General features: G+C 37.6%; 21 protein-coding genes. 15 read left to right on the top strand and 6 right to left on the bottom strand.

All coding sequences use genetic code 11. The features are described 5' to 3' along the window. Nucleotides 1-346: 346 nt before the first annotated feature. The gene (locus tag QM481_RS23245; protein ID WP_166551635.1) at nucleotides 347-907 is read right to left on the bottom strand and encodes a YqgE/AlgH family protein; all 561 of its coding nucleotides are present in this window, start codon (nucleotides 905-907) and stop codon (nucleotides 347-349) included. A gap of 132 nt (nucleotides 908-1,039) precedes the next feature. Here QM481_RS23245 and folK point away from each other — a divergent pair, with 132 nt between their 5' ends. Beyond that, complete coding sequence (folK, locus tag QM481_RS23250) at nucleotides 1,040-1,546, top strand: 2-amino-4-hydroxy-6-hydroxymethyldihydropteridine diphosphokinase (RefSeq protein ID WP_283383558.1); 507 nt, start codon at nucleotides 1,040-1,042, stop codon at nucleotides 1,544-1,546. 250 nt (nucleotides 1,547-1,796) lie between these two features. On the opposite strand, the gene QM481_RS23255 is transcribed toward folK, so the two are convergent. The 3 genes from QM481_RS23255 to bshA all read right to left on the bottom strand — a co-directional run bounded on the left by QM481_RS23255 (nucleotide 1,797) and on the right by bshA (nucleotide 5,337). Then, complete coding sequence (locus tag QM481_RS23255) at nucleotides 1,797-2,426, bottom strand: sterol desaturase family protein (RefSeq protein WP_240915659.1); 630 nt, start codon at nucleotides 2,424-2,426, stop codon at nucleotides 1,797-1,799. 212 nt (nucleotides 2,427-2,638) lie between these two features. Continuing rightward, on the bottom strand, nucleotides 2,639-3,928 hold the full coding sequence (locus QM481_RS23260; protein WP_283383589.1) for an NAD(P)/FAD-dependent oxidoreductase: 1,290 nt from the start codon (nucleotides 3,926-3,928) through the stop codon (nucleotides 2,639-2,641). 251 nt (nucleotides 3,929-4,179) lie between these two features. Beyond that, nucleotides 4,180-5,337 carry an N-acetyl-alpha-D-glucosaminyl L-malate synthase BshA gene (gene bshA, locus QM481_RS23265; protein ID WP_166551638.1) on the bottom strand — a complete coding sequence of 386 codons (1,158 nt, stop codon included), beginning with the start codon at nucleotides 5,335-5,337 and terminating at the stop codon, nucleotides 4,180-4,182. A gap of 511 nt (nucleotides 5,338-5,848) precedes the next feature. Here bshA and QM481_RS23270 point away from each other — a divergent pair. The 12 genes from QM481_RS23270 (at nucleotide 5,849) to QM481_RS23325 (ending at nucleotide 22,116) form a co-directional block, all read left to right on the top strand. Next, nucleotides 5,849-6,739 (top strand): geranylgeranylglycerol-phosphate geranylgeranyltransferase, encoded by an 891-nt coding sequence (locus tag QM481_RS23270; protein ID WP_166551639.1) that lies wholly within the window; start codon nucleotides 5,849-5,851, stop codon nucleotides 6,737-6,739. A gap of 238 nt (nucleotides 6,740-6,977) precedes the next feature. Continuing rightward, nucleotides 6,978-7,889 (top strand): 16S rRNA (cytosine(1402)-N(4))-methyltransferase RsmH, encoded by a 912-nt coding sequence (rsmH, locus tag QM481_RS23275; RefSeq protein WP_283383559.1) that lies wholly within the window; start codon nucleotides 6,978-6,980, stop codon nucleotides 7,887-7,889. Nucleotides 7,890-7,911: 22 nt separating this feature from the next. Continuing rightward, nucleotides 7,912-8,298 (top strand): FtsL-like putative cell division protein, encoded by a 387-nt coding sequence (locus QM481_RS23280; protein ID WP_283383560.1) that lies wholly within the window; start codon nucleotides 7,912-7,914, stop codon nucleotides 8,296-8,298. Between the two features lie 137 nt (nucleotides 8,299-8,435). After that, nucleotides 8,436-10,559: a PASTA domain-containing penicillin-binding protein gene (locus QM481_RS23285; protein WP_283383561.1), complete on the top strand. Its 2,124-nt coding sequence runs from the start codon at nucleotides 8,436-8,438 to the stop codon at nucleotides 10,557-10,559. Between the two features lie 234 nt (nucleotides 10,560-10,793). Then, entirely contained in the window at nucleotides 10,794-11,789 is a 996-nt protein-coding gene (locus QM481_RS23290) for a coiled-coil domain-containing protein (protein ID WP_283383562.1), read from the top strand. A gap of 40 nt (nucleotides 11,790-11,829) precedes the next feature. After that, complete coding sequence (locus QM481_RS23295) at nucleotides 11,830-13,290, top strand: UDP-N-acetylmuramoyl-L-alanyl-D-glutamate--2,6-diaminopimelate ligase (protein ID WP_283383563.1); 1,461 nt, start codon at nucleotides 11,830-11,832, stop codon at nucleotides 13,288-13,290. Between the two features lie 168 nt (nucleotides 13,291-13,458). Beyond that, on the top strand, nucleotides 13,459-14,667 hold the full coding sequence (mraY, locus tag QM481_RS23300; RefSeq protein WP_095164149.1) for a phospho-N-acetylmuramoyl-pentapeptide-transferase: 1,209 nt from the start codon (nucleotides 13,459-13,461) through the stop codon (nucleotides 14,665-14,667). Nucleotides 14,668-14,987: 320 nt separating this feature from the next. Further along, complete coding sequence (locus tag QM481_RS23305) at nucleotides 14,988-15,248, top strand: DUF4834 family protein (protein WP_283383564.1); 261 nt, start codon at nucleotides 14,988-14,990, stop codon at nucleotides 15,246-15,248. A gap of 384 nt (nucleotides 15,249-15,632) precedes the next feature. After that, entirely contained in the window at nucleotides 15,633-15,965 is a 333-nt protein-coding gene (locus tag QM481_RS23310) for a hypothetical protein (RefSeq protein WP_283383565.1), read from the top strand. A gap of 412 nt (nucleotides 15,966-16,377) precedes the next feature. Continuing rightward, nucleotides 16,378-17,508 carry an efflux RND transporter periplasmic adaptor subunit gene (locus tag QM481_RS23315; protein ID WP_166551647.1) on the top strand — a complete coding sequence of 377 codons (1,131 nt, stop codon included), beginning with the start codon at nucleotides 16,378-16,380 and terminating at the stop codon, nucleotides 17,506-17,508. A 23-nt stretch (nucleotides 17,509-17,531) separates the two neighbouring features. Then, nucleotides 17,532-20,681, top strand: a complete 3,150-nt coding sequence (locus tag QM481_RS23320; protein WP_283383566.1) for an efflux RND transporter permease subunit — start codon at nucleotides 17,532-17,534, stop codon at nucleotides 20,679-20,681. Then, nucleotides 20,674-22,116, top strand: coding sequence for a TolC family protein (locus tag QM481_RS23325; protein WP_283383567.1), 1,443 nt, complete (start codon nucleotides 20,674-20,676; stop codon nucleotides 22,114-22,116). The genes QM481_RS23320 and QM481_RS23325 overlap by 8 nt, the downstream gene beginning before the upstream one ends. 219 nt (nucleotides 22,117-22,335) lie before the next feature. Here the strand turns inward: QM481_RS23325 and purN are convergent, their stop codons facing one another. Beyond that, a complete protein-coding gene (gene purN / locus QM481_RS23330) occupies nucleotides 22,336-22,905 on the bottom strand; it encodes a phosphoribosylglycinamide formyltransferase (RefSeq protein ID WP_283383568.1) in 570 nt (189 codons plus the stop codon). Nucleotides 22,906-23,031: 126 nt separating this feature from the next. On the opposite strand from purN, the gene QM481_RS23335 reads away from it, so the two are divergent. Both QM481_RS23335 and QM481_RS23340 read left to right on the top strand, forming a co-directional pair. Further along, nucleotides 23,032-23,568, top strand: a complete 537-nt coding sequence (locus QM481_RS23335; protein ID WP_283383569.1) for an META domain-containing protein — start codon at nucleotides 23,032-23,034, stop codon at nucleotides 23,566-23,568. A gap of 715 nt (nucleotides 23,569-24,283) precedes the next feature. After that, nucleotides 24,284-24,661 (top strand): rhodanese-like domain-containing protein, encoded by a 378-nt coding sequence (locus QM481_RS23340; RefSeq protein WP_166551652.1) that lies wholly within the window; start codon nucleotides 24,284-24,286, stop codon nucleotides 24,659-24,661. A 44-nt stretch (nucleotides 24,662-24,705) separates the two neighbouring features. Here QM481_RS23340 and QM481_RS23345 read toward each other — a convergent pair whose 3' ends face one another. Beyond that, on the bottom strand, nucleotides 24,706-25,242 hold the full coding sequence (locus QM481_RS23345) for a methyltransferase domain-containing protein (protein WP_283383570.1): 537 nt from the start codon (nucleotides 25,240-25,242) through the stop codon (nucleotides 24,706-24,708). Nucleotides 25,243-25,302: the final 60 nt, after the last annotated feature.

Consider the following 25,302-nt stretch of genomic DNA (forward strand, 5'->3'; position numbering starts at 1 on the left):
TGATTTCTTAAGTATAGCCAGTCCCCCGTTCACAACTTCGTTTTGGACTTACTTTTAAACAGTTTACAACTGTACTAATAAAAGTTGAGCGATCAAGTCTAAACACCTGAGTACTCCTTACTCGGTTTGTCCAGTAATAAGACTATTACCTAATCACTTCTTTTACTTATTCTGAATTATTGCTCTAAATAAAACATTTTCTTACCAGAATCATTCCATTTTTAGATACTTTAACATTTGTCTATAAAAATAGGGCAGCCAACAAACCTATTTGTCAGCTGCCCTATACTATGTCAAAAGTCTATTTCGAAAGCACACAACTTAGGGTGTTACAATTCCTCCAATATTAATTCAGTCGCGGATCTGTAGGATAATTGGCCATTACCTTAAAATCACCGCCCATTCCTTTAAGAACAGTTCGCCAAAAAGAATCTGAAGGCGTATCAAATACAATTTCGGAGGTAGCTGAAGCGACAATCCAAGAATCTTGTTCAAGTTCATTTTTGAGTTGCTCGCCACTCCAACCCGAATAGCCCAAAAAACAACGAATATCTTCGGGGTGAAGTACTCCATTGTTCAAAAGACGTTTGACTTGTTCGAAATTTCCACCCCAAACAACGCCTTTGAGTAACTCTTGCCCACCATCTATCAAATCAGGTCGACGATGCACAAAATGTAGGGTATTTTGTTGGACAGGCCCTCCGATAAACAAAGGAACGTCAGGATATACATTTTCTTCTAGGACATCGGCTAGTACTAGATTAGAAGTTTGATTGAGCACCAAACCAAAAGACCCGTAGGAATTATGATGCTCACAAATTAACACTACGCTTCGCTCAAAATTAGGGTCGCCCAAGAAAGGCTCTGAAATAAGCAAGTTGCCCCTATTTACATTCCTGTTCTTCATAATATTCCACGTTTGAGTGTTAAACTAGTACTACAAAAACTAACTTTGTACTGCTTTCTGGCAATAGAGTAAGCATCCAAAAATTAATTGCTGATAGGTTTATCAGCGTATATCGTTTATATTAAAAATACAATGCAAGCGCCAAAACTCCAAACGCTTTTTCTGTCTCTGGGCTCAAATTTGGGCAATCGTGAAGAGAATTTGAATCAAGCAATACAACTTATTAGACAAAACATAAGTACAAATCTTTCTATTTCAAATATTTATGAAACAGAGCCTTGGGGCAACTTAAATCAAGCAGGTTTTTTGAATTTGATATTAAAAATTGAAAATTCTTCTTTACTTCCACATGAGGTTTTAGAAAAAATCCAAAAAATAGAAATTGAACTAGGGAGAGTACGTGTAGAAAAATGGGGCGAACGTTGTATTGATATTGATATTATTTATTTCAACGACTTAGTTCTTGAGGATACTCAACTGGTGATTCCTCATCCATTTGTACAAGAACGCAAATTTGTGTTAGTGCCTCTTGCCGATGTTGCCCCTGATTGGGTTCATCCTGTTTTGCAAAAAACAACCTTACAAATGCTACAAGATTGCCCTGATGGCGGTTGGATTAAAGTATATGCAGGATTGTGATATTGGATAGCGGATTGGGAATTTCGGAAGTGACCTCACTTCATTAGGTAGATGGTTAAAACTAATCTATTACACCATAAAGAAAAGTTTGTTTGCAAGGAAAAATATCAAGAACGAATCATAAAAAAAGGCGGTCGAAATGAGTTTTTCGACCGCCTTTTTTTATGCTAAAACTTATGATGACAAACCTTTAAACGCAAATAGTGCGTCTCTACGGATGAAGTACATATTAAAAGTTCATCTATATTTCTTACAAGTTTTCTGAAACTTTTGATTTGTCCATAGTATCCATTGTACCAAAAACATAATCCCAAAGTGGAGAAGAAACCCCAAATACAGCATTACCATCTTTGTAATGGTGTACTGCGTGGTTAATCCACAATTGCTTCAAGAAATTTTTTGGTGGTGCATACGCATGAACCGCATAATGAACCAACAAATAACTAGCATATCCCCAAATAAAGCCAGGGAAGAAAGCATAAGCAGCCTCGCCCATCAATACAAAAAATAATGAAAACAAGGTTACAGCCACTACTATAGCTAATACAGGAGGCATAGCCAAACGAGTTTTATCTTTTGGATATTCGTGGTGTACGCCATGTGCTACATATTGGAATTTGGCACGAGCCTCAGTAGTTGGGTCAATATGATAAACACTTCTATGAACCCAATATTCGATAAAAGTAAATGTGATAGCACCAACACCAAACAGCGTACCTATCAAAGCGTTTGAAAGGTCTGTATAAGTAAAGGCATACCATCCTAAAACCGCTCCAGATACAAAGAACATCGTTACAGGAACAGCAATGTGAGTTCTAGACAGTTTCTCTAAAATTGGGTTTTCAAACAATTGTTTGGTTCCACTGTTTTTGGGTCTCATTTTTTTCTGATTCGCTTCCATATCGTGATATACGTGATGAGTAGTCCTTCTATTAAAATTGCACTAAAACAATAATTTTAATAGGAATGAGGTCTTATTATTGAATTATAACAACAAAGATACAAACTTTTAAAGTTCCTATTTCCTAATTTTTATTGATTTTTGTCACAATTCACTTTTTTTCCTACTGTTCTAATCTGTTTTATTCTTCATCAATCATCTACTTTGGGCGATTTTTGTTTGATGATTAGTCGCAAAGACTGATCATAGGTAACATAATTCCAAAGCCAGTTGATGAAGATTAAAAGACGATTTTTGACACCTACAATCGACATAAGGTGTACAAACATCCATGTCAACCATGCAAAGAACCCCTGAAATCTCCAGAAGGGTAAATCCACTACAGCCAAGTTACGCCCAACCGTAGCCATCGAACCCAAATCTTTGTAGGTAAATTCTTCCAATGGATTACCTCTTAAAAGTCTTGGAAGGTTTTTAGATAGTAACTTTCCTTGTTGAATGGCTGGCTGTGCCACTTGCGGGTGACCGTTTGGATAGGCATCCTCGGTCATAAAGGCAACATCGCCAATGGCAAAAATGTTTTGATAACCTTCTATTTGGTTGTATCTATTGACCTTAATTCGTCCTCCGCGAGCCAGTATTTCTGGGTTTAGTCCTTCGATAAAATTAGCTTTAATTCCTGCTGCCCAAACCAAATTATTGGTACGGATTTTTTCACCATTATTCAAATACGCATACTTGCCATCAAAGTCAGTTACACGGGTATTTAGATAAACGTTAACACCCAATTGCTCTAAATATTCCTTCGATTTGATTTGTGCATTTTTTGACATTGGTCCCAACAATTCCCCTCCTGACTCAACGATATATACTTTCATTAAATCAAAATCTAATTCAGGGTAGTCCTTCGGCAATACATGGCGTTTCATTTCAGCCAAAGTACCTGACACTTCCACACCCGTAGGTCCTCCTCCCACAACTACCACTGTCATCAATCCTTGACGGACATCGTCACTATCGGAAACCAATGCATTCTCAAAGTTTTCTAACAGCCTATTTCTCAAACCTAAAGCCTCTCCCACTGATTTCATCGGTAGTGCCTTTTCTTGGATATTTTTTTGTCCAAAAAAATTGGTATCTGCCCCTATCGCCAAAATCAGATAATCATAGCGAATAGCGCCCAATTGCGTAATAATCTCCTTCGAGTCGGTACGCAATTCGGTTACTTCGGTAATACGGACATGTACGTCTTTGTGATGATGAAAGGCCAAGCGAAGCGGAAATGAAATGGCCGATGGTTCTAAGCCTGCGGTAGCTACTTGGTAAAAAAGAGGTTGGAACTGATGATAGTTGTTTTTATCGATCAACACTATCTGAAAGTCTTCGCTATCGGCTAGGTCTCTGGCAATTTTTAAACCACCAAAACCTGCGCCAATGATTACCACACGCTTTTTGGTAGTTTCAGGAATATTGGGTGTCATAGGCATCAATGGAAGTGCTGAAAGTTTTCTATACAACACTCACGGTCTAGTTGTTAATGGATAACGAATCTTGTTAATATTAAATCGGATTTTTGACATCAAACTACAAGCCTAAATCTGATCTTTTTAGCATCCTTTTACTTTAAAATAGAATGTAGAGTGACCCAGTAGTCCCTCTACACTCATCTATACACTTTGTGCCTATTGTACATTTAAGTTTTTGCTATTTTAGTTGCTAGCATAAACAGATTTTAGTCTACAAACATTTTTTCGGGAAATTTCCAGCTCTTTGCTGTAATCTGTTCGTAATACTGTTCGTACAAAGGTAAAATATTAGCAATGTCAAATTCTTTAGCTCGGTCGAGGGCATTTCTCTTGAAGGTTTGCAAACGTTCTTCATCTTCAAGAATGTAAATAGTGTTTTTGGCCATATCTTCTACATCGCCAATTTCACTGATAAACCCAGTTACACCATGAACATTTACTTCAGGAATACCGCCAGCATTTGACGAAATCACAGGCACTTCGCAGGCCATAGCTTCGAGCGCAGCCAAACCAAAACTTTCTTTTTCTGACAATAGTAAAAAAATATCTGCTAGTGACAAAACTTCCTCAATAACATCGAGTTTACCCAAAAAGCGTACATCGTTTTGCACCCCTAACTCACGACAAAGCATTTCGATAGAAGTACGCTCTGGACCATCACCAACTAATAGCAATTTGCTTGGTATTTTCTGATTTACCAAATGAAAAACTCTCACGACGTCTTCAATACGTTTTACTTTTCTAAAGTTGGACGTGTGCATGAGCAGTTTTTCGCCATGTGGACATATCGCAATTTTAAAATGGTCTTTTCTGAGTTTTTTAAAACGCTCTAAATCGATAAAATTGGGAATCACTTGAATATTACTGATAATTTCAAACTCCTCATAAGTATCATTTTTGAGACTTTCAGACACGGCAGTCACTCCATCAGACTCATTAATTGAAAAAGTTACCACAGGCTCGAAAGAAGGGTCTTTTCCCACCAAGGTAATATCAGTACCATGAAGCGTAGTAATAAAAGGAATATGTACCCCTTTGGATTTCAGAATTTGCTTTGCCAAATACGTTGCCGAAGCATGTGGAATCGCATAGTGTACGTGCAACAAATCGAGCTTTTCAGTCAATACCACATGGACAATTTTACTCGCCAAAGCCGACTCATACGGCAAGTATTGAAACAAAGGGTAGCTTGATACACTTACTTCGTGGTAATAAATATTTTCATTAAAAAAATCTAAACGCGACGGTTGACTGTAGGTAATAAAATGTACTTCATGCCCTGCTTTGGCAAGTGCTTTTCCAAGCTCTGTGGCTACAACACCACTACCGCCATAAGTGGGATAACATACTATTCCGATTTTCATTGAATTACTTGAGATTGAGTGTTTGATGGTAGTCTGATGTACTTCACATTAGATAGTCGAGATAACGAACAAGCTAATGGGGATCGATTTTTATTACTCGTTACTGTTTAAAACTACAAAATAGAATAATATTTATGGAACAGTTACCATTTGGTATCATCATTTAGCCAAGAGTCTTAATCTCTGGGCTGTAATCATTTGGGAATAAGCCAAAAGGATAACGGATATATCATGAATCCTGAAAATCTTTTTGCTTAACAAGCGTAATTTATAATTTTCCTCCTTCTTTATTAAAACATGATTTGAGAATACAACACCGAAAAATCAAAATTTTCTCCCTAATCAATAGAATTTCTTCAAGGGTATTCATGTTAGGTAGATAATTAGTCATATTGCAGATAGCTAATAAATCTATTTTGTAAAAAACATTAGATTTTTTGTGGATTAGCTTTTAACAGATACCTCGTTAACTCATAACAACAAATAAAACAAAGCGTGTAATTTTGTTTTCATGGAAAATACTTCTCATAAAGTCACTTTGGGTCAATCTATCTTGGCATTTGTTCGGCTTATTCGATGGCCTAATTTGCTGATTATTGCTTTCACCCAATACTTCACTCGAATCTTCTTGATCCTAGAAGCCGATTTGACGTGGAGCAATGTAATCGAGGTATTGTTAGACTACAAGCTTGCACTGATTGTATTATCAACGCTTTTTATTGCGGCATCTGGCTATATTATCAACGACTATTATGATATAAAGATAGACTTAGTTAACAAACCTCATCGGGTTGTTATTGGACGATATATCAAACGCCGTTGGGCTATGGTTATCAACCAAATCTTTAATGTAGCAGGACTTCTTTTAGGTTTATTAGTGGGCAAAAAAGTCTTCTTAGTCAATCTTTTAGCCGTATTTTGTTTGTGGTTATATTCCAATCAATTGAAACGTTTGCCGTTTTGGGGTAACTTAATGATTGCAATTCTCACGGGATTTTCGTTGTTGGTATTGGCAGTACACTATCCTGGGCATCAGCGCGAGGTGTGGATTTATGCAATATTCTCTTTTGAAATCACCCTAATTAGAGAGATTATCAAAGACATGGAAGACCTCAAAGGTGACGAAAAACACGGTTGCAAAACTTTGCCTATCATCTGGGGAATCGCCCGCACCAAATTACTCCTTTATGGCCTTATCGCCATCTTCACTGCTTTACTTTTCATTTTGGCAACCCAGCTCCCACATAGCCGTATTGGATATGTTTTTATGGCATTGATGCTTCCTTTAGGCTTTTTGACCTACCGCTTGGTATATGCAGACAAATCAAAAGATTTTGCTTTTTTGAGTGATGCCTGCAAAATTCTTATGATACTTGGCGTGCTAAGTATGATGCTGGCTTAGGAAAGAAAAAAGGTTTCTCAAATTGCACTAGAATGCTGATAAGTTTTTCTGTATTTTTGTGGGAATTGGTCTTTTATTAACCAGAGAAAAAAGTAGGCCTTATTGCAAATAAGGGAACAGGCACAAAGGCACAGAGTTATTGGAGGGAATCAAGTACTCGAATAACTATCACTTTATGCCTTTGTGCCTTTGGTACTTATCCCTTAACTTACTTTAATCACTTCATACCCTAAAAATCATGTATCACGAATCTGTAATGCTTCATGAGTGCGTAGAAGGACTCAATATACGCCCCGATGGCGTGTATGTTGACGTCACTTTTGGTGGAGGCGGGCACTCTAAAGCAATTTTGGACAAACTTGGCGAAAAAGGCAAACTTTATGCTTTTGATCAAGACCCAGATGCTAAAAAGAATGCCAATCTTATTGAGGATAAACGCTTAGTTTTTATTGAAGCCAACTTTAGATATATCAAAAAATATCTTCGCCTACACGGTGTCAAACAGGTAGATGGAATATTGGCTGACTTTGGTATTTCATCGCACCAAATCGACGAGCCAACTCGTGGATTTTCAACTCGTTTTGACGGCGAGCTAGATATGCGTATGAATCAAAAAGCAGAAGTATCGGCCTATACTGTTATTAATAAGTACCCTGAAGAGCAATTGCATAAAATTTTTGGTATGTACGGCGAAATCAAAAACGCTCGTACACTTGCTGGTGCTATCTGCTCTGAACGAATGAATCAGCCTATCAATACTACTGGTGAGCTCAAAGCAATTTTGGAAAAATATGCGCCAAAATTTAAGGAGTTCCGCTATTTTGCACAGGTATTCCAAGCTATTCGTATTGAAGTAAATCAGGAATTGGATGTCATTCAGGAGTTCCTTGAACAAACACCAGAATTATTGCGCGATACCGACAGTCGTTTGTGTATTATGACTTTCCACTCGTTAGAAGACCGTCTTGTGAAAAATTATATCAAAGCAGGCAACTTCTATGGCGAACTTCAAAAAGACATCGTTTACGGAACTGTTGACAAACCGCTCGAAGCTGTGTCTCGCAAACCTATTGAGGCCTCTGCTGATGAATTAGCTCGCAACAACCGCTCTCGTAGTGCCAAACTTCGTATTGCAACATTGTCTAAGTAACGACTCTCAACCTTCTCCTACAATGGCAAGAAACGTTTCGAAGAATGTAACACCCAAATCTAGCTCAACTCGCAAGGGTAATGGCAAGGGACTATTTTCGATTATTGATGCAATTTTCAATATGGATCGCCTCCTTGGGGGGGAGTTCCCTGCTTATCAATTGCGCTATCTGCTTTGGCTATCTTTTTTGATTGTACTCTACATTGCGTCGTCGCTACACTCTGAGAGTTTGATTCACCAAATAGACAAAACCAAAGCTGAAGTAGAAGAGCTACGTGCTGACTATACCACTCAACAAGCTGATTTTATGAAAGCAGGAAAACAGTCTGAAATCATCAAAAGAGTGGAGTCTATGGGCATTGAGGAAAACAAAACCCCTCCTACCAAAATCATTGTTAAAGATTGGTAAGCTTTAAGCCTAATTCCTATGGCTTACAGTCCAAAACGTAATAAGGCACTCAACCAATAGAAGTTTATATCTATCAAGCATTTTGTAATCTCGTCGAGCCTGTATTAATGGGTTCTTCAATCAATAATCCCTTTGTTATGAATATCAAGAAAGACATCGTCATACGTATTCGTGCTATGTTTTTGTTTATGCTCTTATTGGCTGCGGGTATTATCTGGAAGATATTTTTTCTACAAACTATCGAGGGTAATAAATGGCGTGAAAAAGCAAAAATGTCTTATGTAGAAGAGCGTACGATTGAGGCTGTTCGTGGAAATATATTTGCCGATGATGGTAGTTTATTAGCTACTTCTCTTCCCAAATACAAATTGGGTTTTGACCCTTTGGTAAGTAGAAGGAATAAGAAAAATGCTAAAATCTATGACGATGGTATAGACTCACTTTGTCATTCTTTAGCCAATTTTTATCATGATAAAACTGCCGAAGAATATTATTCTCAAATTGACCTAGCAAGACGTCGTAAAATCACCTATATCGTCCTCAACAATGACTTAATTTCTTATCAGGATGTTAAGAAAATGAGAAAATGGCCAGTGTTTCGAGCTGGTAAGTATAAGGGAGGCGTTGTATTTGAGAAAGTAAATGTGCGCTATAATCCATTTGAAAAAATGGGTGTAAGAACCATTGGCTATAAAAAAGATAAAGAAAAAGTAGGTATCGAAAATGCTTTCGATGTTGAGCTTTCGGGAACATCTGGCAAAGGTGTCTTCGAAAAAATTGTCGGAGGAAGTTGGCGACCTGTAGAAGGTGGCGAAAAAAGTATTCCTGTGCAGGGGCTAGATGTTCACAGTACGCTCAATGTCAATATTCAGGACGTTGCCGAAACATCGCTCATGAATGCACTTCGCAAGTACCGTGCAGACAAAGGCTGTGTGATTGTGATGGAAGTAGCCACTGGCGAAATCAAGGCAATGACCAATCTCTCAAAAGTTGGCAAAGATAGCTCCTATTATTCCGAAACTTATAACCACGCCGTACTCAATCGTACCGACCCAGGCTCGGTATTCAAACTTCCATCAATGATTGCCATTATGGAAGAAGGAGGTTTAGAAAATACTGAATTGGTCAATACGGGCGACGGTACTATCAAAATCGGAACACTCACCACCGAAGATTCAAAAAAGGGCGGTCATGGAATGATTCCTGCGCAAGAGGTTTTTGAAGTATCCTCCAACGTAGGGATTATGCGCTTGATGCAGAAATATTTTGGTGATGCAAAGCAAAAAAAATATTATGAGTATCTGAAAAAGTTTCACTTAAATGAACCACTCAAATTTCAGCTCAAACCAGATGTTTCTCCCGTAATCAACGAGCCAAAAGCTGGTGACAAAACAGCCATGTATTGGAACTCTATTGGTTATGGCGAACTTATCACGCCATTACAAATGCTTACTTTTTACAATGCCGTGGCTAATAATGGCAAATGGATTCAACCCATCATTGTGAAAAGCACCAAAATTGCGGACGAAGTTGTGCAAGATTTTCATGTTGGGCAAACAGTTTATCCAGACCCAATATGTTCAGAAAAAACTTTAGAAAAAGTTCGTAAGATGCTAGAAGGTGTTGTTGAGCACGGCACTGCCAAAAACATCAACAATCCTATGTACAAAATTGCTGGAAAAACGGGTACTTCTCAAAAACTCATCAATGGCAAATACCGAGAAGGAATGTACTATACCTCATTTATGGGTTTTTTCCCTGCCGAATCACCCAAATATAGTATTGCCGTAGTGATTGACAACCCTCGTGGCGTTAAGTTAGAAGCCCTCTATGCCAGTGATGCCTGTGCTCCTGTATTTAAAGAGATTGCGGATAAAATTTATGCTAATGATATTCAAATGCATAAGCTATTGATTAAGGAAGACGGCTCAAAACTAAATTTTGCTAAACAAAAAGTCATTGCACATTCGTCAGACATTAAGGTATTCAATGATGAAATGTCTATCGACAAAAGCCCTCAAACTGAAGGCTGGACTGCTGTAAAACAAGACAGCCAAAACTCGTTCAATTACGAAATCAAATACAATAAGAAGAACCGTGTACCCGACACTCGTGGTATGTCATTGCGCGATGCTATGTATGTCTTAGAAAATAAGGGTTTAAAAGTACGAGTAAAAGGAATTGGGAAAGTCACAAGTCAGAGTATCCCTCCTGGCGCAAACTTTACCTCAGGGCGTACCATCGAGCTTATTCTTCAGTAAACAAGAGACGTTATTAGTTAATAGTAATTCGTTATTTGAAGACAGAAATAATAGGAGCTTCAGGCAGCATCTATATGCCATAGGCTAAAAATTGTGCTTGCCTAACGCCTACGGCTTATAGCCTAGAGCGTATTAATGCATTTTTTGCTATTTTTTCAATGTATGTAGGTAAATATTCGTATTTTTAGTTTCCCGTATTAAAAATCACAAGCTATTTATCAAGCCATTAATCGCATGACATCTTTTGTGCCGAACCCACAATCAACCGAACCACCACAAAAAAATAAGACCATACGAAACAGCGTTATAGTTGGAGCAGGTCTACTCCTAGGATACTTTCTTTATCATCAATATATCCAAGCACAACTCCAAGTGAGTCAGATGCAAATGAATACTGAGGAAATCAAAACCATCAATACCGATATGGGACGACTCAGGGAAGATATTCAGGATAACAGAGATGGAATTCAAGAAAAGCAACGTAAAATCGATGAGCTAAAACAACAACTTGAGACAGTTCAAAAAGAAAGTAAGGAACAAAGCGAAGAACAACGTAGAGAAATGGTTCAAATGCTCCAACGCCAAATCAATCAGCTTTCAAAAGAGAAAGATGAATTGCAGGTTCGTTTGAATAAAACAATTGGTGAATACGAAACTAAAATCACCAGTTTCCAGAAAATTATCAAGCAAAAAGATAGCATTATTTCAGGGCAAAATACTACCATTCATCAGCTAGAAGATGTACTTGCTCAAAAGCAAAATGAGGTAAAAAAGCTTGAATTTGAGCTGAAAGAAACCAATGATGTCATAGAATCTCTCGACGATAAACTTCACGTAACTATTACCAACGTGAGTTTTTATGCCAACGGTTTTGATGATGCCGACGACGACCTGAGCAATAGCAATAACAAATCAAAAATTACCGAAGTTGGGGTATTTTATTCGCTTAGTCGTGAAATCCGTGGCGCTGAGCATATTCTCGTAGAGCTATCCCTTGGTAATCAACGCATTATTGGTAAGAAAGAATTTTCGAGTAAAGATATTGAAGAAATCCAGAAACAATCAAAGCAAAACGGCGTAGAACGTCCTCTGAGTATCAAAATTCAGAAAGGCTCTTTTGATGTTCCGCTCAAAATCAACTTCTATGTCAAGGTAGGTAGCCACAAGCAACGACTATTCTTGATTGACTCGAAAGTGATTCCTGCGATTAAAAGTAAAAAGTTTATATAATTCCTGAAAAGCGCTCACAAAGCGCTTTTTATGTTACCTTATGAAAACAGTTACACAAATTTTCCAACAAGTAAAAACAATCTCTGTTTTGGGTAATCCCGAAGTAGAGATTTCTCAACTCACCATCGACTCTCGTCAGGTTGGTCCACAAACGCTTTTTGCTGCCCTAAAAGGCACTCAAACCGATGGTCATTCGTACATCGAAAAAGCCATAGAATTGGGTGCTAGCGCGATTCTATGTCAGGACTTACCAGAAGTGATTCATCCTAATGTAACCTATATTCAAGTAAGCGATTCGGCCGAATCGTTGGGTTATGCTTCATCCAACTTTTATGATAATCCTTCTAGCAAACTTAAGCTAGTAGGGATTACTGGCACAAATGGTAAAACGACCACGGTTACATTACTGTTTAGACTTTTCAGAAAATTAGGATACCGTTGTGGTTTGATTTCGACAGTTCAAAACCAAATCGACGATACCATAATTCCTTCCACGCATACCACTCCCGATTCTATCAATTTGAATAAGCTTTTGGCAGAAATGGTAGAGGCGGGTTGTACCTATGCATTCATGGAGGTGAGCTCACACTCGGTTGTTCAGCACCGTATTACGGGCTTATCATTTACAGGAGCAATTTTCTCAAACATTACCCACGACCATTTAGATTTTCACAAAACTTTTGACAACTATATCAAAGCCAAAAAAGGATTCTTTGATATGTTGCCCAAAACAGCTTTTGCTTTGGTCAATATCGACGACCGTCGTGGCTCAGTGATGGTACAAAACACCAAAGCAAGCATTAGCACTTACTCGCTCGAAACGCTTGCTACCGTAAAAGGTCGTATTGTTTCAGACAGTATTTATGGATTGGAAATGGAAATTGACAACAAAGAAGTTCATTTCCAATTAATTGGTACTTTCAATGCCTACAATCTGATGGCTATTTATGGCGCAGCGATACTTTTGGGTGAAGACAAAGATGAAGTACTCATTAATATGTCGAGTCTACAAACTGCACCAGGGCGTTTTGAGCAAATTGTTTCGCCTGATACTCGCAAAGTTGGTATTGTAGATTATGCACACACACCAGATGCACTCGAAAATGTTCTGAAGACCATCAAGCAAATCAAAGATGGAAATCAGCAAGTAATTACGATTGTAGGCTGTGGAGGAAATCGTGATGCGACTAAGCGCCCAATTATGGCAAAAATAGCCTGTGAGCTCAGTGATAAAGTTATTCTGACCTCAGACAACCCTCGTTTTGAAGACCCTGAGGAGATTTTGGCACAAATGCAAAAAGGTGTCCCTCCTATCGACTTCAAAAAAACTAAAACTATTATCGACCGAAAAGAAGCGATTCATTTTGCCATTAATGAGCTATCTGAAAATGGAGATATTATTTTGGTAGCAGGTAAAGGACACGAAACCTATCAAGATATTCAAGGAGTAAAACACGATTTTGACGATAGAGTTATCATCCGTGAAGCTTTTGGTATATAGTCTAGACTTGAGACGATCAAAATATTTAGCGGCAAATTGTCTTGTAGATAGCGCAATGCTCCTGTTTAGGCAAAACTTTTCCATTTTTTAACAAAGTTTATTCAACAAAAAAGTAGAAATTTGACAAATAAAACATCCCTTTTTCATCAAATTTCTATCCACTGAACCATGCTTTATTATCTTTTTGATTATTTAGATAAACATTTTGACTTCCCAGGTGCAGGGGTATTTCAATATATCACATTCCGTGCCATTGCTGCCACGATAACCTCATTGGGTATTGCAGCAATCTGGGGCAAAACGGTTATTAACATGCTCCGTAAACTTCAAATCGGTGAGGATATCCGCGATTTGGGTCTTGAGGGACAAATGCAAAAAAAAGGTACGCCTACTATGGGTGGCTTTATTATCCTGTTATCATTGTTGGTACCAACCTTACTTTTTGCTAAGCTTCACAACGTCTATATTATTTTGTTGATTACAACAGCCGTATGGTTAGGCGCAGTGGGCTTTTTAGATGATTATATCAAGGTATTTCGTAAAAATAAAGAAGGACTTTCAGGACGATTTAAAATAGTTGGACAAGTTGGGCTTGGACTAATTGTTGGACTTACAATGTGGTTTAACGACGATATCAAAGTACGTACTTACGAAAAAGCGACTATTGCTGCCAATATTGGAGAAGTTCAAAAATTTACCGATTCCAAAGACTTAATCACTACGGTTCCTTTCTTAAAAAATAACCAGTTTGACTACAGTTATTTGTTGCCCGATTCGATGGACCAATACACATGGATCCTATATGTTCTTGTAGTTATTATCATCATTACAGCTATTTCAAACGGTGCTAACATTACTGATGGTATCGATGGACTCGCTGCAGGTACTTCAGTTATTATCGGTATAGGTTTAGCGATTTTGGCTTATGTGTCTGGGAATAAGGTTATTTCACAATACCTCAACATCATGTTTATTCCAAACAGTGGCGAGCTGGCGGTCTTTTGTGCCGCCTTTGTGGGAGCTTGTGTCGGATTTTTGTGGTATAATGCCTATCCTGCACAAGTATTTATGGGAGACACGGGTAGTTTAATGCTGGGTGGCGTAATTGCTACATTGGCCATCGTAATCCGTAAAGAGCTCTTGATTCCTGTATTGTGTGGTATTTTTGTAGTCGAAAACTTATCCGTAATCATTCAGGTAAGTTATTTTAAATACACCAAGAAAAAATATGGCGAAGGACGTCGTGTTTTCTTAATGTCACCTCTCCACCACCACTACCAGAAAAAAGGCTATAACGAATCCAAAATCGTAACCCGCTTCTGGATTGTATGTATTATCTTGGTTGTGGTATCATTGGTAACCTTAAAATTACGTTAGAAATAAAGGATAGACTATCTTTAGTCCCAAGAAATAGAGACATTTGTTATTCGGTTGTGACAAATTTCTCACCTAAAAAGGAGTTAACGCACAACGTTAACTCCTTTTTTTATGTCCATAATTATGGAGGTTCACCTCCGAATACAAAATCATTCGGCATTGATACCTTTGTTTATGCCTGTGGTCTAATCAAACAACCGTTTATAAAAACTTGTTAATTAGCCATAAAGTCAACTAAACATTTGATTAACTTTGATGTCAAAAGCCCAAGAAACCATTAATGGGAATTTATCGGTCATTTATCAAAACTGTTTATTGAAATGCTCAAATTCGTTCTTATAGTAGTGCTCATTTTCTTTGTATTTCCAAAATTATTGAAATGGGTATTGAGAGGCTTTGTGGTTTCACAAATCAACAAAGCCCAACAGGATTTTCAACAACAATATAATCCCAATACAAACACCAACCGTCCTAAAAAACGTGATGGTCAAGTAGATGTGGATTTTGTACCACCAAAGTCAGGCAAAAACTCAGATGACTTTAATGGCGGCGAATATATCGATTACGAAGAAGTAAAATAATAGTATTAGCGATTGGTAGTCAGCTTTCAGCAATATCCAAAGCATATTCCTTACAAGGTATCTGCTTTTTCATTTCTAGCTTTATAGAATGTTGTTATTTATCTGATAGCTGACTGTCCAAATCATTTTACTTAAAGACTAGCAAGTACTTGATTAATTGGATAATTCAAATATTACCCAACCACGATTTAAATACCTATTTTATCAGTGAACATCATTTTTCATCTATAAAAATAGGCTTTTCAAATCCTATTTTTATTCATTTATCTAAAAAATCACACAAACATCGACTTTTATCAACTATAAAATCGTATTTTTGTAAAAATCAGTAGAATGATTAAGTGTAAACCACATATAATATTTTCTATTTTCATTCTATTATTGATGTTCATACACATTAATTCAGTTGTAGCTCACAATAGTCAAAATTGTACAAAAGAAAGATTTTATACGCCAAAACGATTATACAAGTCTTTTCAATTGGCTCCTCTTAGCTCACAACAAACACAACATCCATCGGATGATTTTGACCTAACGACTTCTGATTCAAATCAAGAAGACGAAAATCAAGATTTTTCATCCAATACAAATTTGTGTTTGTTAGAAGAACCGAATCATTGGTTAGGAGTATCAATATTGACACGAATCACAACTGGGTATTTCTTAAACTATTATGGTGTAGAACTAAAGCAGTTTACACCCCCTCCTCGGTTATAACATATTATCTTTCCACTAGAATACCTACTAGATTCAAAAAACAGCCTCTGTTTCAGAGATGAAATAGAAAATGATACTTTTTGAATTATACTTCATCCAATTAATCAACAAACAAAAAACAACTGTTGGAGGTGCTTGTCGGAGCATCTCCAGCTACTTTCCTATTCAACACAGTAGGCTATAGCTCATAATTTCTCCTTTCCATAATCTTTGAATTTATAAAATTGTTACAGTTTGTTAGTAATAGCGTAGCATTGAAAAACCACATAATCAATGGTTTAGCTCCATATGACACCTTAACTCAACTAAAGCAATAAGCACTTTGATTCAATATATTGATAAGCTCAAAAGACAGGAGGAGTACATCCTTTTGTCACTTGAAGATTATCTCATTCAGACAAATAGAAAAATTATGAAGAGAATTCTGTTCGCAGCCAGCCTTTGCGTACTATTGGCATCCTGCAACAAAAAGGAAGAAAAAGCTGACATCACGCTTGAAAACTTTACAGTAACCTCGCCAATTGTGGTAGATACTTTTTTGCACAATGATTACGTAGCCGAAATCAATGCGGTACAAAATGTAGAAATCAGAGCTCGCATTAAAGGCTATTTAGAGAAAATTTACATCGATGAAGGTAAATATGTACAACAAGGTCAGTTGTTATTTACCATCAACAACCCCGAATTGAAAGAAGAGTACATGCGTACCAAGGCAGTAGTCAGAAGTACCATGACAGAACTCAAAGCCGCTGAACTCGACTTTAGTAATGTAAAAAAACTAGTTGATAAAAACGTAGTTTCGAAAACTGAACTTGAACTTGCTCAAAACAAAGTAGAGCTTGCTAGCGCCAAAGTAGAAGAAGCGCAAGCCAATGAGTCTTTTGCCAAAATCAAACTCACTTATCTTCAAATAAAAGCACCCTTTAATGGGATTGTCAACCGTATTCCAAACAAACCTGGGAGTTTGATGGAAGATGGAACTTTATTGACAACCATTTCTAAAAACGATGAAGTTTTTGCCTATTTTGATGTTTCTGAAAAAGAATATTTAGACATTGCTGATAATGCTCGAAAGCAAAAAGACACAGCACCACAAGTAACGCTCCTACTAGCCAACGGTGAAGAACATGATTACAAAGGTCATGTAGAAACTAGTGAAGGGGAATTTGATAAAAGCACTGGTAATATTGCCTTCCGTGCACGCTTTCCAAACCCTCAAAAAGTCTTAAAACATGGTGCAACGGGTAAAGTTCGCATTTTGCAACGCTACCGCAATGCAATGATTATTCCTCAAAAAGCTACTTTTGAGATTCAAGACCGCATGTATGTGTATGTAGTCGATAACAAAAACAAAGTAAAATCTAGGGCTATTAAAACCTCCAAACGTTTACCACATTTCTATATCATAGACTCAGGACTAAACACAGACGACCGAGTGGTATATGATGGTATTCAAAACTTAAAAGAAGGTTCGGAGATCAAACCGAAGTTTGTGGCACTCAAAACGATTGCCAAAGAGCTTTCTAAAACAGATTCCAATTAGTAGAGACCCTAAGATTTTTCACTATGTTTAGTAATTTCATCAATAGACCCGTGCTATCGTTGGTAATATCCATCTTCATTGTGATTTTGGGTTTATTATCAATGACTAGCCTCCCTGTGACGCAATATCCAGATATTGCTCCTCCAGCCGTAACTGTTACAACCAAATATACAGGCGCCAACGCCGAAGTTTGTGCCAAAGCTGTAGTGACTCCTCTCGAACGAGCCATCAATGGTGTGCCTGGCATGACCTATATGACTTCGGTATCGGGTAACGACGGTACGAGTATTATTCAAGTGTATTTTGAAGTAGGTACCGATCCCGACGTAGCAGCGGTAAACGTACAGAACCGTGCGACTACCGTGCTTGATGAATTACCTGAAGAAGTAATCAAAGCTGGGGTTGTAACCGAAAAAGAAGTCAATAGTATGCTTCTTTACATCAACTTGATTAGTGAAGATACTACGCTCGACGAAAAATTCATTTACAACTTTGCAGACATCAATGTTCTTGCCGAGTTAAAGCGTATCAATGGTGTAGGTTTTGTTGACATCATGGGTTCCCGAGAATATGCTATGCGTGTATGGCTTAAGCCAGGGCGTTTAGACGCCTATCAACTTTCGGCAGAAGATGTTATCAAAGCACTTCGTGAACAAAACGTAGAAGCAGCCCCAGGTAAAATCGGTGAAAGTTCTGGTCGTCAGGCTCAATCACTTCAGTATGTATTGCGCTATACGGGTAAAATGACCCAAAAAGAACAGTATGAAAATGTAGTGATCAAAGTAACTGATAGTGGTGAAATGCTCCGTCTAAAAGATGTGGCTGATATTGAATTTGGTTCATTGGATTATGATGTACTATCAAAAGAAAATGGAAAGCCATCAGCTGCTATTGTACTTAAACAGCGCCCGGGCTCGAATGCAAGTCAGGTTATTGCAGATATTAAAGCTCGTCTGGAATTTTTGAAGGAAACTTCTTTTCCTCCAGGAATGACTTATACGCTAAGTTATGATGTATCCAGATTCCTAGATGCCTCGATTCATGAAGTAGTCAAAACTTTGTTTGAAGCATTTATCTTGGTAGCTATTGTGGTATTCTTATTCTTACAGGATGTCCGTTCTACCTTGATTCCTGTGTTTGCTGTACCTGTGTCGTTGATTGGTACATTTGCTTTTATGCAATTGTTTGGCTTTTCGATTAACCTACTTACTTTGTTCGCATTGGTTTTGGCGATTGGTATTGTAGTCGATGATGCCATTGTTGTGGTAGAGTCTGTCCATGCCAAAATGGAAGAAAAGCATCTGAGCGCTAAACTTGCCACTATCGAATCTATCAACGAAATCAGTAGTGCTATTATCGCTATTACGTTAGTAATGTCAGCCGTATTTATTCCTGTAGCATTTTTGGATGGTCCTGTTGGGGTATTCTATCGACAGTTTTCAGTGACTATGGCGATTGCGATTGTAATTTCGGGGGTCAATGCTCTTACGCTTACACCAGCTTTGTGTGCCCTGATTTTACAGAATCCTCATCATGGTGAGAAAAAGCAAAATATTGTAACTCGTTTCTTTGATGCTTTCAACCATCAATTCAACCGACTGACTGGTCGCTATGGCTCATTACTCAAAGCGATTGTCAATCGTAAATTGGTTACGTTGGGAGTACTAATCGCATTTAGTATTGGCTCGTGGGGTGTAGCCAGTATCTTACCTACCAGCTTTATTCCTACCGAAGACCAAGGAACGATCTATGCTAGTGTAACCACACCTGTAGGTGCTACGCTTGAGCGAACAGAAGAGGTCATGAACCAAATTGATAAGATAGCTCAAACCTTACCAGAGGTATCTTCTATATCAAGTTTATCAGGTTTTAGTATGATGACCGACGGTGTGGGTGCCTCATTTGGCATGAGTACCATCAACCTTAAACCTTGGGAAGAAAGAAAAGCTACCGCAAACAAATTGATTGATGAGTTAATTACTAAAACAAAACATATCAAAGGCGCCGATATTCAATTTTTCCCTCCTCCTGCTGTACCTGGATTTGGTAATGCCAGTGGTTTCGAAATGCGTTTATTGGATAAAACAGGGACAGGTAATCTTCAAAATATTGCCAAGGTGGCGGATGATTTTATGGAAGAACTCCAAAAGCGTCCTGAAATCAAGAATGTATTTTCGAGCTTTAACCCTAACTTCCCTCAGTATCTCATTCATGTTGACCAAGATTTAGCCGCCAAAAAAGGTATCTCGGTAGACAACGCCATGAGTAACCTTCAATCTCTGATTGGTAGTTTTTATGCAACCAACTTTATTACTTATGGACAAATGTACAAAGTAATGGTTCAGTCTGACCCTAAATTTAGAGCACAGCCTGAGGATATTATGAAGTTGCGTATCAAAAACAAAAATGGAGAAATGGTTCCTTACGCCATTTTTAGTAGAATCGAGCGCGTGTATGGACCAGAGCAATTGACACGATATAATATGTATTTTTCGGCAATGCTCAATGGTGAGCCTGCCCCAGGCTATAGTACAGGTGACGCCATCAAAGCTATCAAAGAAGTGGCAAAAGCTAAACTTCCTCGTGGTTATACCTACGAATGGTCGGGCATGACACGTGAAGAAGTTTTATCTGGCAACCAAGTAGTTTATGTCTTCTTAATTTGTTTGTTGTTTGTGTATTTATTGCTTTCTGCACAATACGAAAGCTTTATTCTACCTCTAGCTGTATTGATTTCATTACCTATTGGGATTTTTGGCTCATTGTTTTTCTTGTACATCTTCGGTCTGGAAAACAATATTTACGCCCAAGTTGCCATGGTTATGTTGATCGGGTTGTTGGGTAAAAATGCCATTTTGATTGTAGAGTTTGCTATGCACGAACAATCTCAGGGACGAACCATAGTCCGAGCAGCAATTTCAGGAGCTATAGCTCGTTTCCGCCCAATTTTGATGACCTCTTTTGCTTTTATTGCTGGATTACTACCCCTTATGTCAGCGTCAGGTGCTGGCGCTATTGGTAACAGAACCATCGGTACGGCTGCGGCAGGCGGAATGCTATTTGGTACTGTTTTCGGTATTGTGATTATCCCTGGGCTTTATGTACTTTTTGCAAGCCTAGCTGGTAAAAAGAAATCCAAAAACAATAAAAAAATTGAAGAAGCTTATGTTTAGATATAAAAAAGGTCTTTTATTCGTCCTTGTAATGCTTGGATTCAGTGCTTGCAAAATCAAGCCTGAAATTCCACAAAACAAGCCTTTACTGGTAGCTTCTAGTACTTTTACCAGTTACTCTGATTCAACACAAAAAGAGATACCCAATATTGGGACATTTTTTGCTGATACTACGCTATCTGCGCTAATTGATACAGCTTTGCAAAACAACTTTGACTTGCAAGTAGCTATGCAACGTGTAGAAGTCGCACGAGCAGGGATTCGTTTTAGTCGAGGATTGGGTATTCCAGAAGTAAGCGCTGGCGTCGTTGCAGGTGGAAAAAAGTTTGGAGATTATACCATCGACGGGGTTGGGAATTATGATACTCAATTTTCAACCAATATCAACGATAAACAAAGTATCCCACAACCCTTCATTCCAGATTATATGCTTGGATTGCAGTCTTCATGGGAAATTGATATATGGGGAAAACTCAAAAGTCAAAAGAAAGCAGCTTTGGCTCGATTTCTTTCTTCAGAATTTGGGAAAAATTTAGTGCAAACTCAGCTAGTAGCCGAAATTGCAGATGCCTATTTTGAGCTTTTGATTTTAGATAATGAGTTAGACTTTTTAGAAGAAAACATTAAACTACAGCAGTTTTCGCTCGACATTGTCAGAGTAATGAAGCAAGCAGGTGAAGCCAATCAGCTAGGGGTAGAACTACTGAAAGCTCAATTATTGAGCTCAGCTGCAATGAAAGTGGAAGTAAATCAACAAATTATCCAGAATGAAAGTCGAATCAACTTTTTGATGGGTCGTTATCCACAGCCTATCAAGCGACCAAAATTTGCTTGGGAGAAAGTTATTCCACCAACACTTTCGGCTGGAGTACCATCTGGATTACTTAAAAACAGACCCGATATTCGTCAAGCGGAGTTGGAGTTGCAGGCACGAAATGCCGATTTATTTACGGCTAAAGCGGCATTCTATCCTTCTTTCAACATCAATGCCAACTTAGGCTTACAGTCTTTCAAGGCATTGCTTTTACTAAATCCAGCCTCAGCTGCATACGGTCTTGCAGGGAGTCTAATGGCTCCTATTGCCAATAGAAGAGCCTTGGCCGCAGATTTGATGGCGTCACGTGCCGAACAAAAAACCGCTTATATTGGCTATCAGAAAAGTATTGTAAATGCCTTTACTGAAGTTTACAATTACCTTTATTTGATAAAAACCAACGCTGATATTTATAAATTAAAATCAGAAGAAGTTAACACGCTGAAAAATTCGATTGGGATTTCGACAGACCTTTTCCGTTCGGGTCGCGCTACGTATTTGGAAGTAATTACTGCTCAAAAAAATGCACTACAGTCACAAATTGAGCTAATTAACGTGAAGAAAAAGCAATACAATGCCGTAGTGGGATTATACCGAGCACTGGGAGGTGGCTGGAAGTAAAGTTAGTTATGAATTTTAGAATTGAGATTATTCTCTAAATTTTCATCAAAAAAGCGGTCGGAAAATATTTTCCGACCGCTTTTTTGATAATATGACTCGGCTTAAGACGCAATCATTGCGTCTCTACCGCTAGAATACAAATTTTAAAATAATCACTCATTCGCTCAATCTCAATTCACTCAATAATTAAGAATGACTCATGATTAAAAGTCTCTTATCTTAAATCTCTTCTTTCAACAATTTTTCTACGACTTCAGGAAAGTGTTTATGTTCTAATACCTGTCCTTTTTTAGCTACATCTTCAGGAGTATCAATAGATGTTACAGGATAAGATGCTTGAAAAATGATAGCACCTTCATCATAATGCTCATTCACATAGTGAATTGTTATACCTGATTCGGTTTCTTTATTTTCTACCACCGCTTCGTGTACAAAATGCCCATACATACCTTTTCCTCCAAATTTTGGTAATAATGCGGGATGAATATTGATGATTTTGTTAGGAAATGCCGCTACCAAATTCGAAGGAATCAGCCACAAGAAACCTGCTAAAACTACCCAATCAATTTCGTTTTCTTTCAATAAGTCTACAATCTTATCTGACTTAAATTCGCTTCTATTAAACAATACCAAAGGAATATTTAAACGTTCTGCACGTTGGATTACACCAGCAGAAGGATTGTTACAAAGAATCAGTTTGACTTGAGCCAAATCTGAATCTTTGAAATATTCTACCAAACGCTCAGCGTTCGAGCCTGATCCAGAGGCAAATACGGCAAGATTTTTCAAGATTTTTGAGGGAGTTTTATTCTACATTTTTTTACAAATTTATAGGATACGTTCCAACCATACTACTGCAATTGTACTCTTTATTCAAAAATGAAAAAGATTCTAAACGCATTAACTTCAAAAATTATGAAAATTAGGCTTCTATTTTTGCTTATTATGATTGGAGCAAGTGCTTGTCATCCAATAGAGAATGATGCCACTGCTAAGGGAAGTATCAGTAATTTGGATAGCCTAAAAGGCACTTGGACACTCAAATATGTTTTCCTAGGTGATGTTATCGATCAACCATGTTCATCTAGCAAAATGCCACATGATATAACACTCAACATTACCAGCCAATTGGTCGAAAATACTTCTGACACTTATATTATAAATGGTCAATCTGCTGTCAATTCGATTTTTGGAGGACTGAAAATCCTATCGTTTGATGAGAATACTCAGACTGGGAAAGCAACTGTAACACAATTAGGAAGTACCAAAATGGCAGGACCAGAAGATTTAATGAATTGTGAGTTGAGATATTTCACTCTCTTAAATGCCACCAAAGATTTTAAGATATTTAAAGATACTGATGGGAAAACTTACTTACACCTTGGTGACTTCAAGACTGATAATCAACCCTCTAGGAATGGAGGAATGTATTTAATTTACACCAAAAATTAGGATAGACGTTTTTAAACCTTTTTTGAAAAAGTTGTCTTACTAATTAAATTTTGAAATTACATCGATTGAGATACCAAGATATTACACCTAAAGAGGTTCTAACACACAATATGCACCTCTATTAAAGTTATCATTGAATGGGCTAAATACAAGGATGATTTGCTTTGTGGAAACGCTCCAACTATCTTATTTAGATAGTATACTAGCAAGAATTCCTGCCTTTCCTATTCATTTTCAGACATTACACCGCTTAATGTATAAAAAATTGCTTACTTCTAACCTATCGATGGGGCTACTTTGGTAGCCCTTTATTTTTGTTATCCTGAATTTTAGTATTATGTCACTAAGTGGAATCGTCAGTCAAGAGCTAGTCATATTGTTTACTTTAACACCCAAGTGGTACTAAGCGTTAACCCAAGCATTTTTTATCTTTAATCAAAAAAAGCGGTCGAAAAATAATTTTCGACCGCTTTTTTTGATACTACATTTCAAATAATGTCTCTTAAGACGCAAGGCATTGCATCTCTGCTAGTGAATTTCTTCTTAAAATAATCACTCATTCGCCAAATCACTCAGTCACGATTTTTTACAAAATATAGTCCAAACGCCCATGATTTCTATGCCAAACTAAAACTCTAATAACTTTCTAAAATTTAGTATTGAAAAAATTCCTCTAATCACTATAACTTGCAATAAAAATACCACTTAACCATTTATGAGACCTCTGTTTATATTATACTTCATCAGTTGTACTGCATTTCTGACGGGCTGTGTCGTTGAGGAAAATCTCAATGTAAGTCCGCACGAGTTTGCAGACATAGTTAAGAATAATCCTGATATACAAATCATTGATGTGCGTACTCCTCAAGAATGGAAGGAAGGAAAAGTAACATCAGCCAAATGTATCGACTATTTCGACCCAGATATTTTAGAGAAAATTGAGTCATTAGATAGAGACAAACCCGTGTTGCTATATTGTGCTACTGGTGGAAGAAGCTCTGAGATAGCCGAGCTTTTGAAGGAATATGGCTTCAAAAAAATTTATAACCTTAGAGGTGGTTACAAAGATTTGCTGAAAGAAGGTCTACATTAAGACCCGAATCATACGATAGTACATACCACGTACTTACTCTAAATCTATTTTTTTTCAAAAATAAATACCTTTAAATAGCTTTCTTTTTCTACTATCCTATCCAATCTAAATTGATTTGCTTCTAGTAAATTTACGAGTTGAGTTTCTGAAAAAAGAGGTAACCCACAGCCTTCATGTATTTGTCCTTGAGTCAAGGCTATTTCTTCTTCAATAATAAGTTTTCCTACTGGCTTGAGAATTTGTGATACTTCATGCAACATTTCTTCCAGATATTGAAACTCGTGAAAAGCATTGATAATTAACACTTTATCGAAAGTACTCTTAGGTAAATTTGTTTTTTGTGGGGTTCCTAATATTGCGTAAAATGTCCCGTCTATTGCTCGCCCAAGTTGACGTTCCCAATACGCTTTTGCATAAGCGACTTCTTCGTCATTACAACTGTATTCATCAATATCTTGGATATAAAATGTTAAGCCCGATTGCATGCTGGCTAAGCCTATTTCCCACACCCCAGAGGCAGCTCCTATCGAGGCGATGACATCGCCTGTATGTAACTGGTATGCTTCAAATGATTTTTTCATTGGTCATAAAAACACAAAACCCTCACCGAAATGAGGGCTTTATTAGTTTTTTTCTGAAAA

Source organism: Flectobacillus rivi, assembly GCF_030056655.1.
Classification (GTDB): Bacteria; Bacteroidota; Bacteroidia; order Cytophagales; family Spirosomataceae; genus Flectobacillus; species Flectobacillus rivi.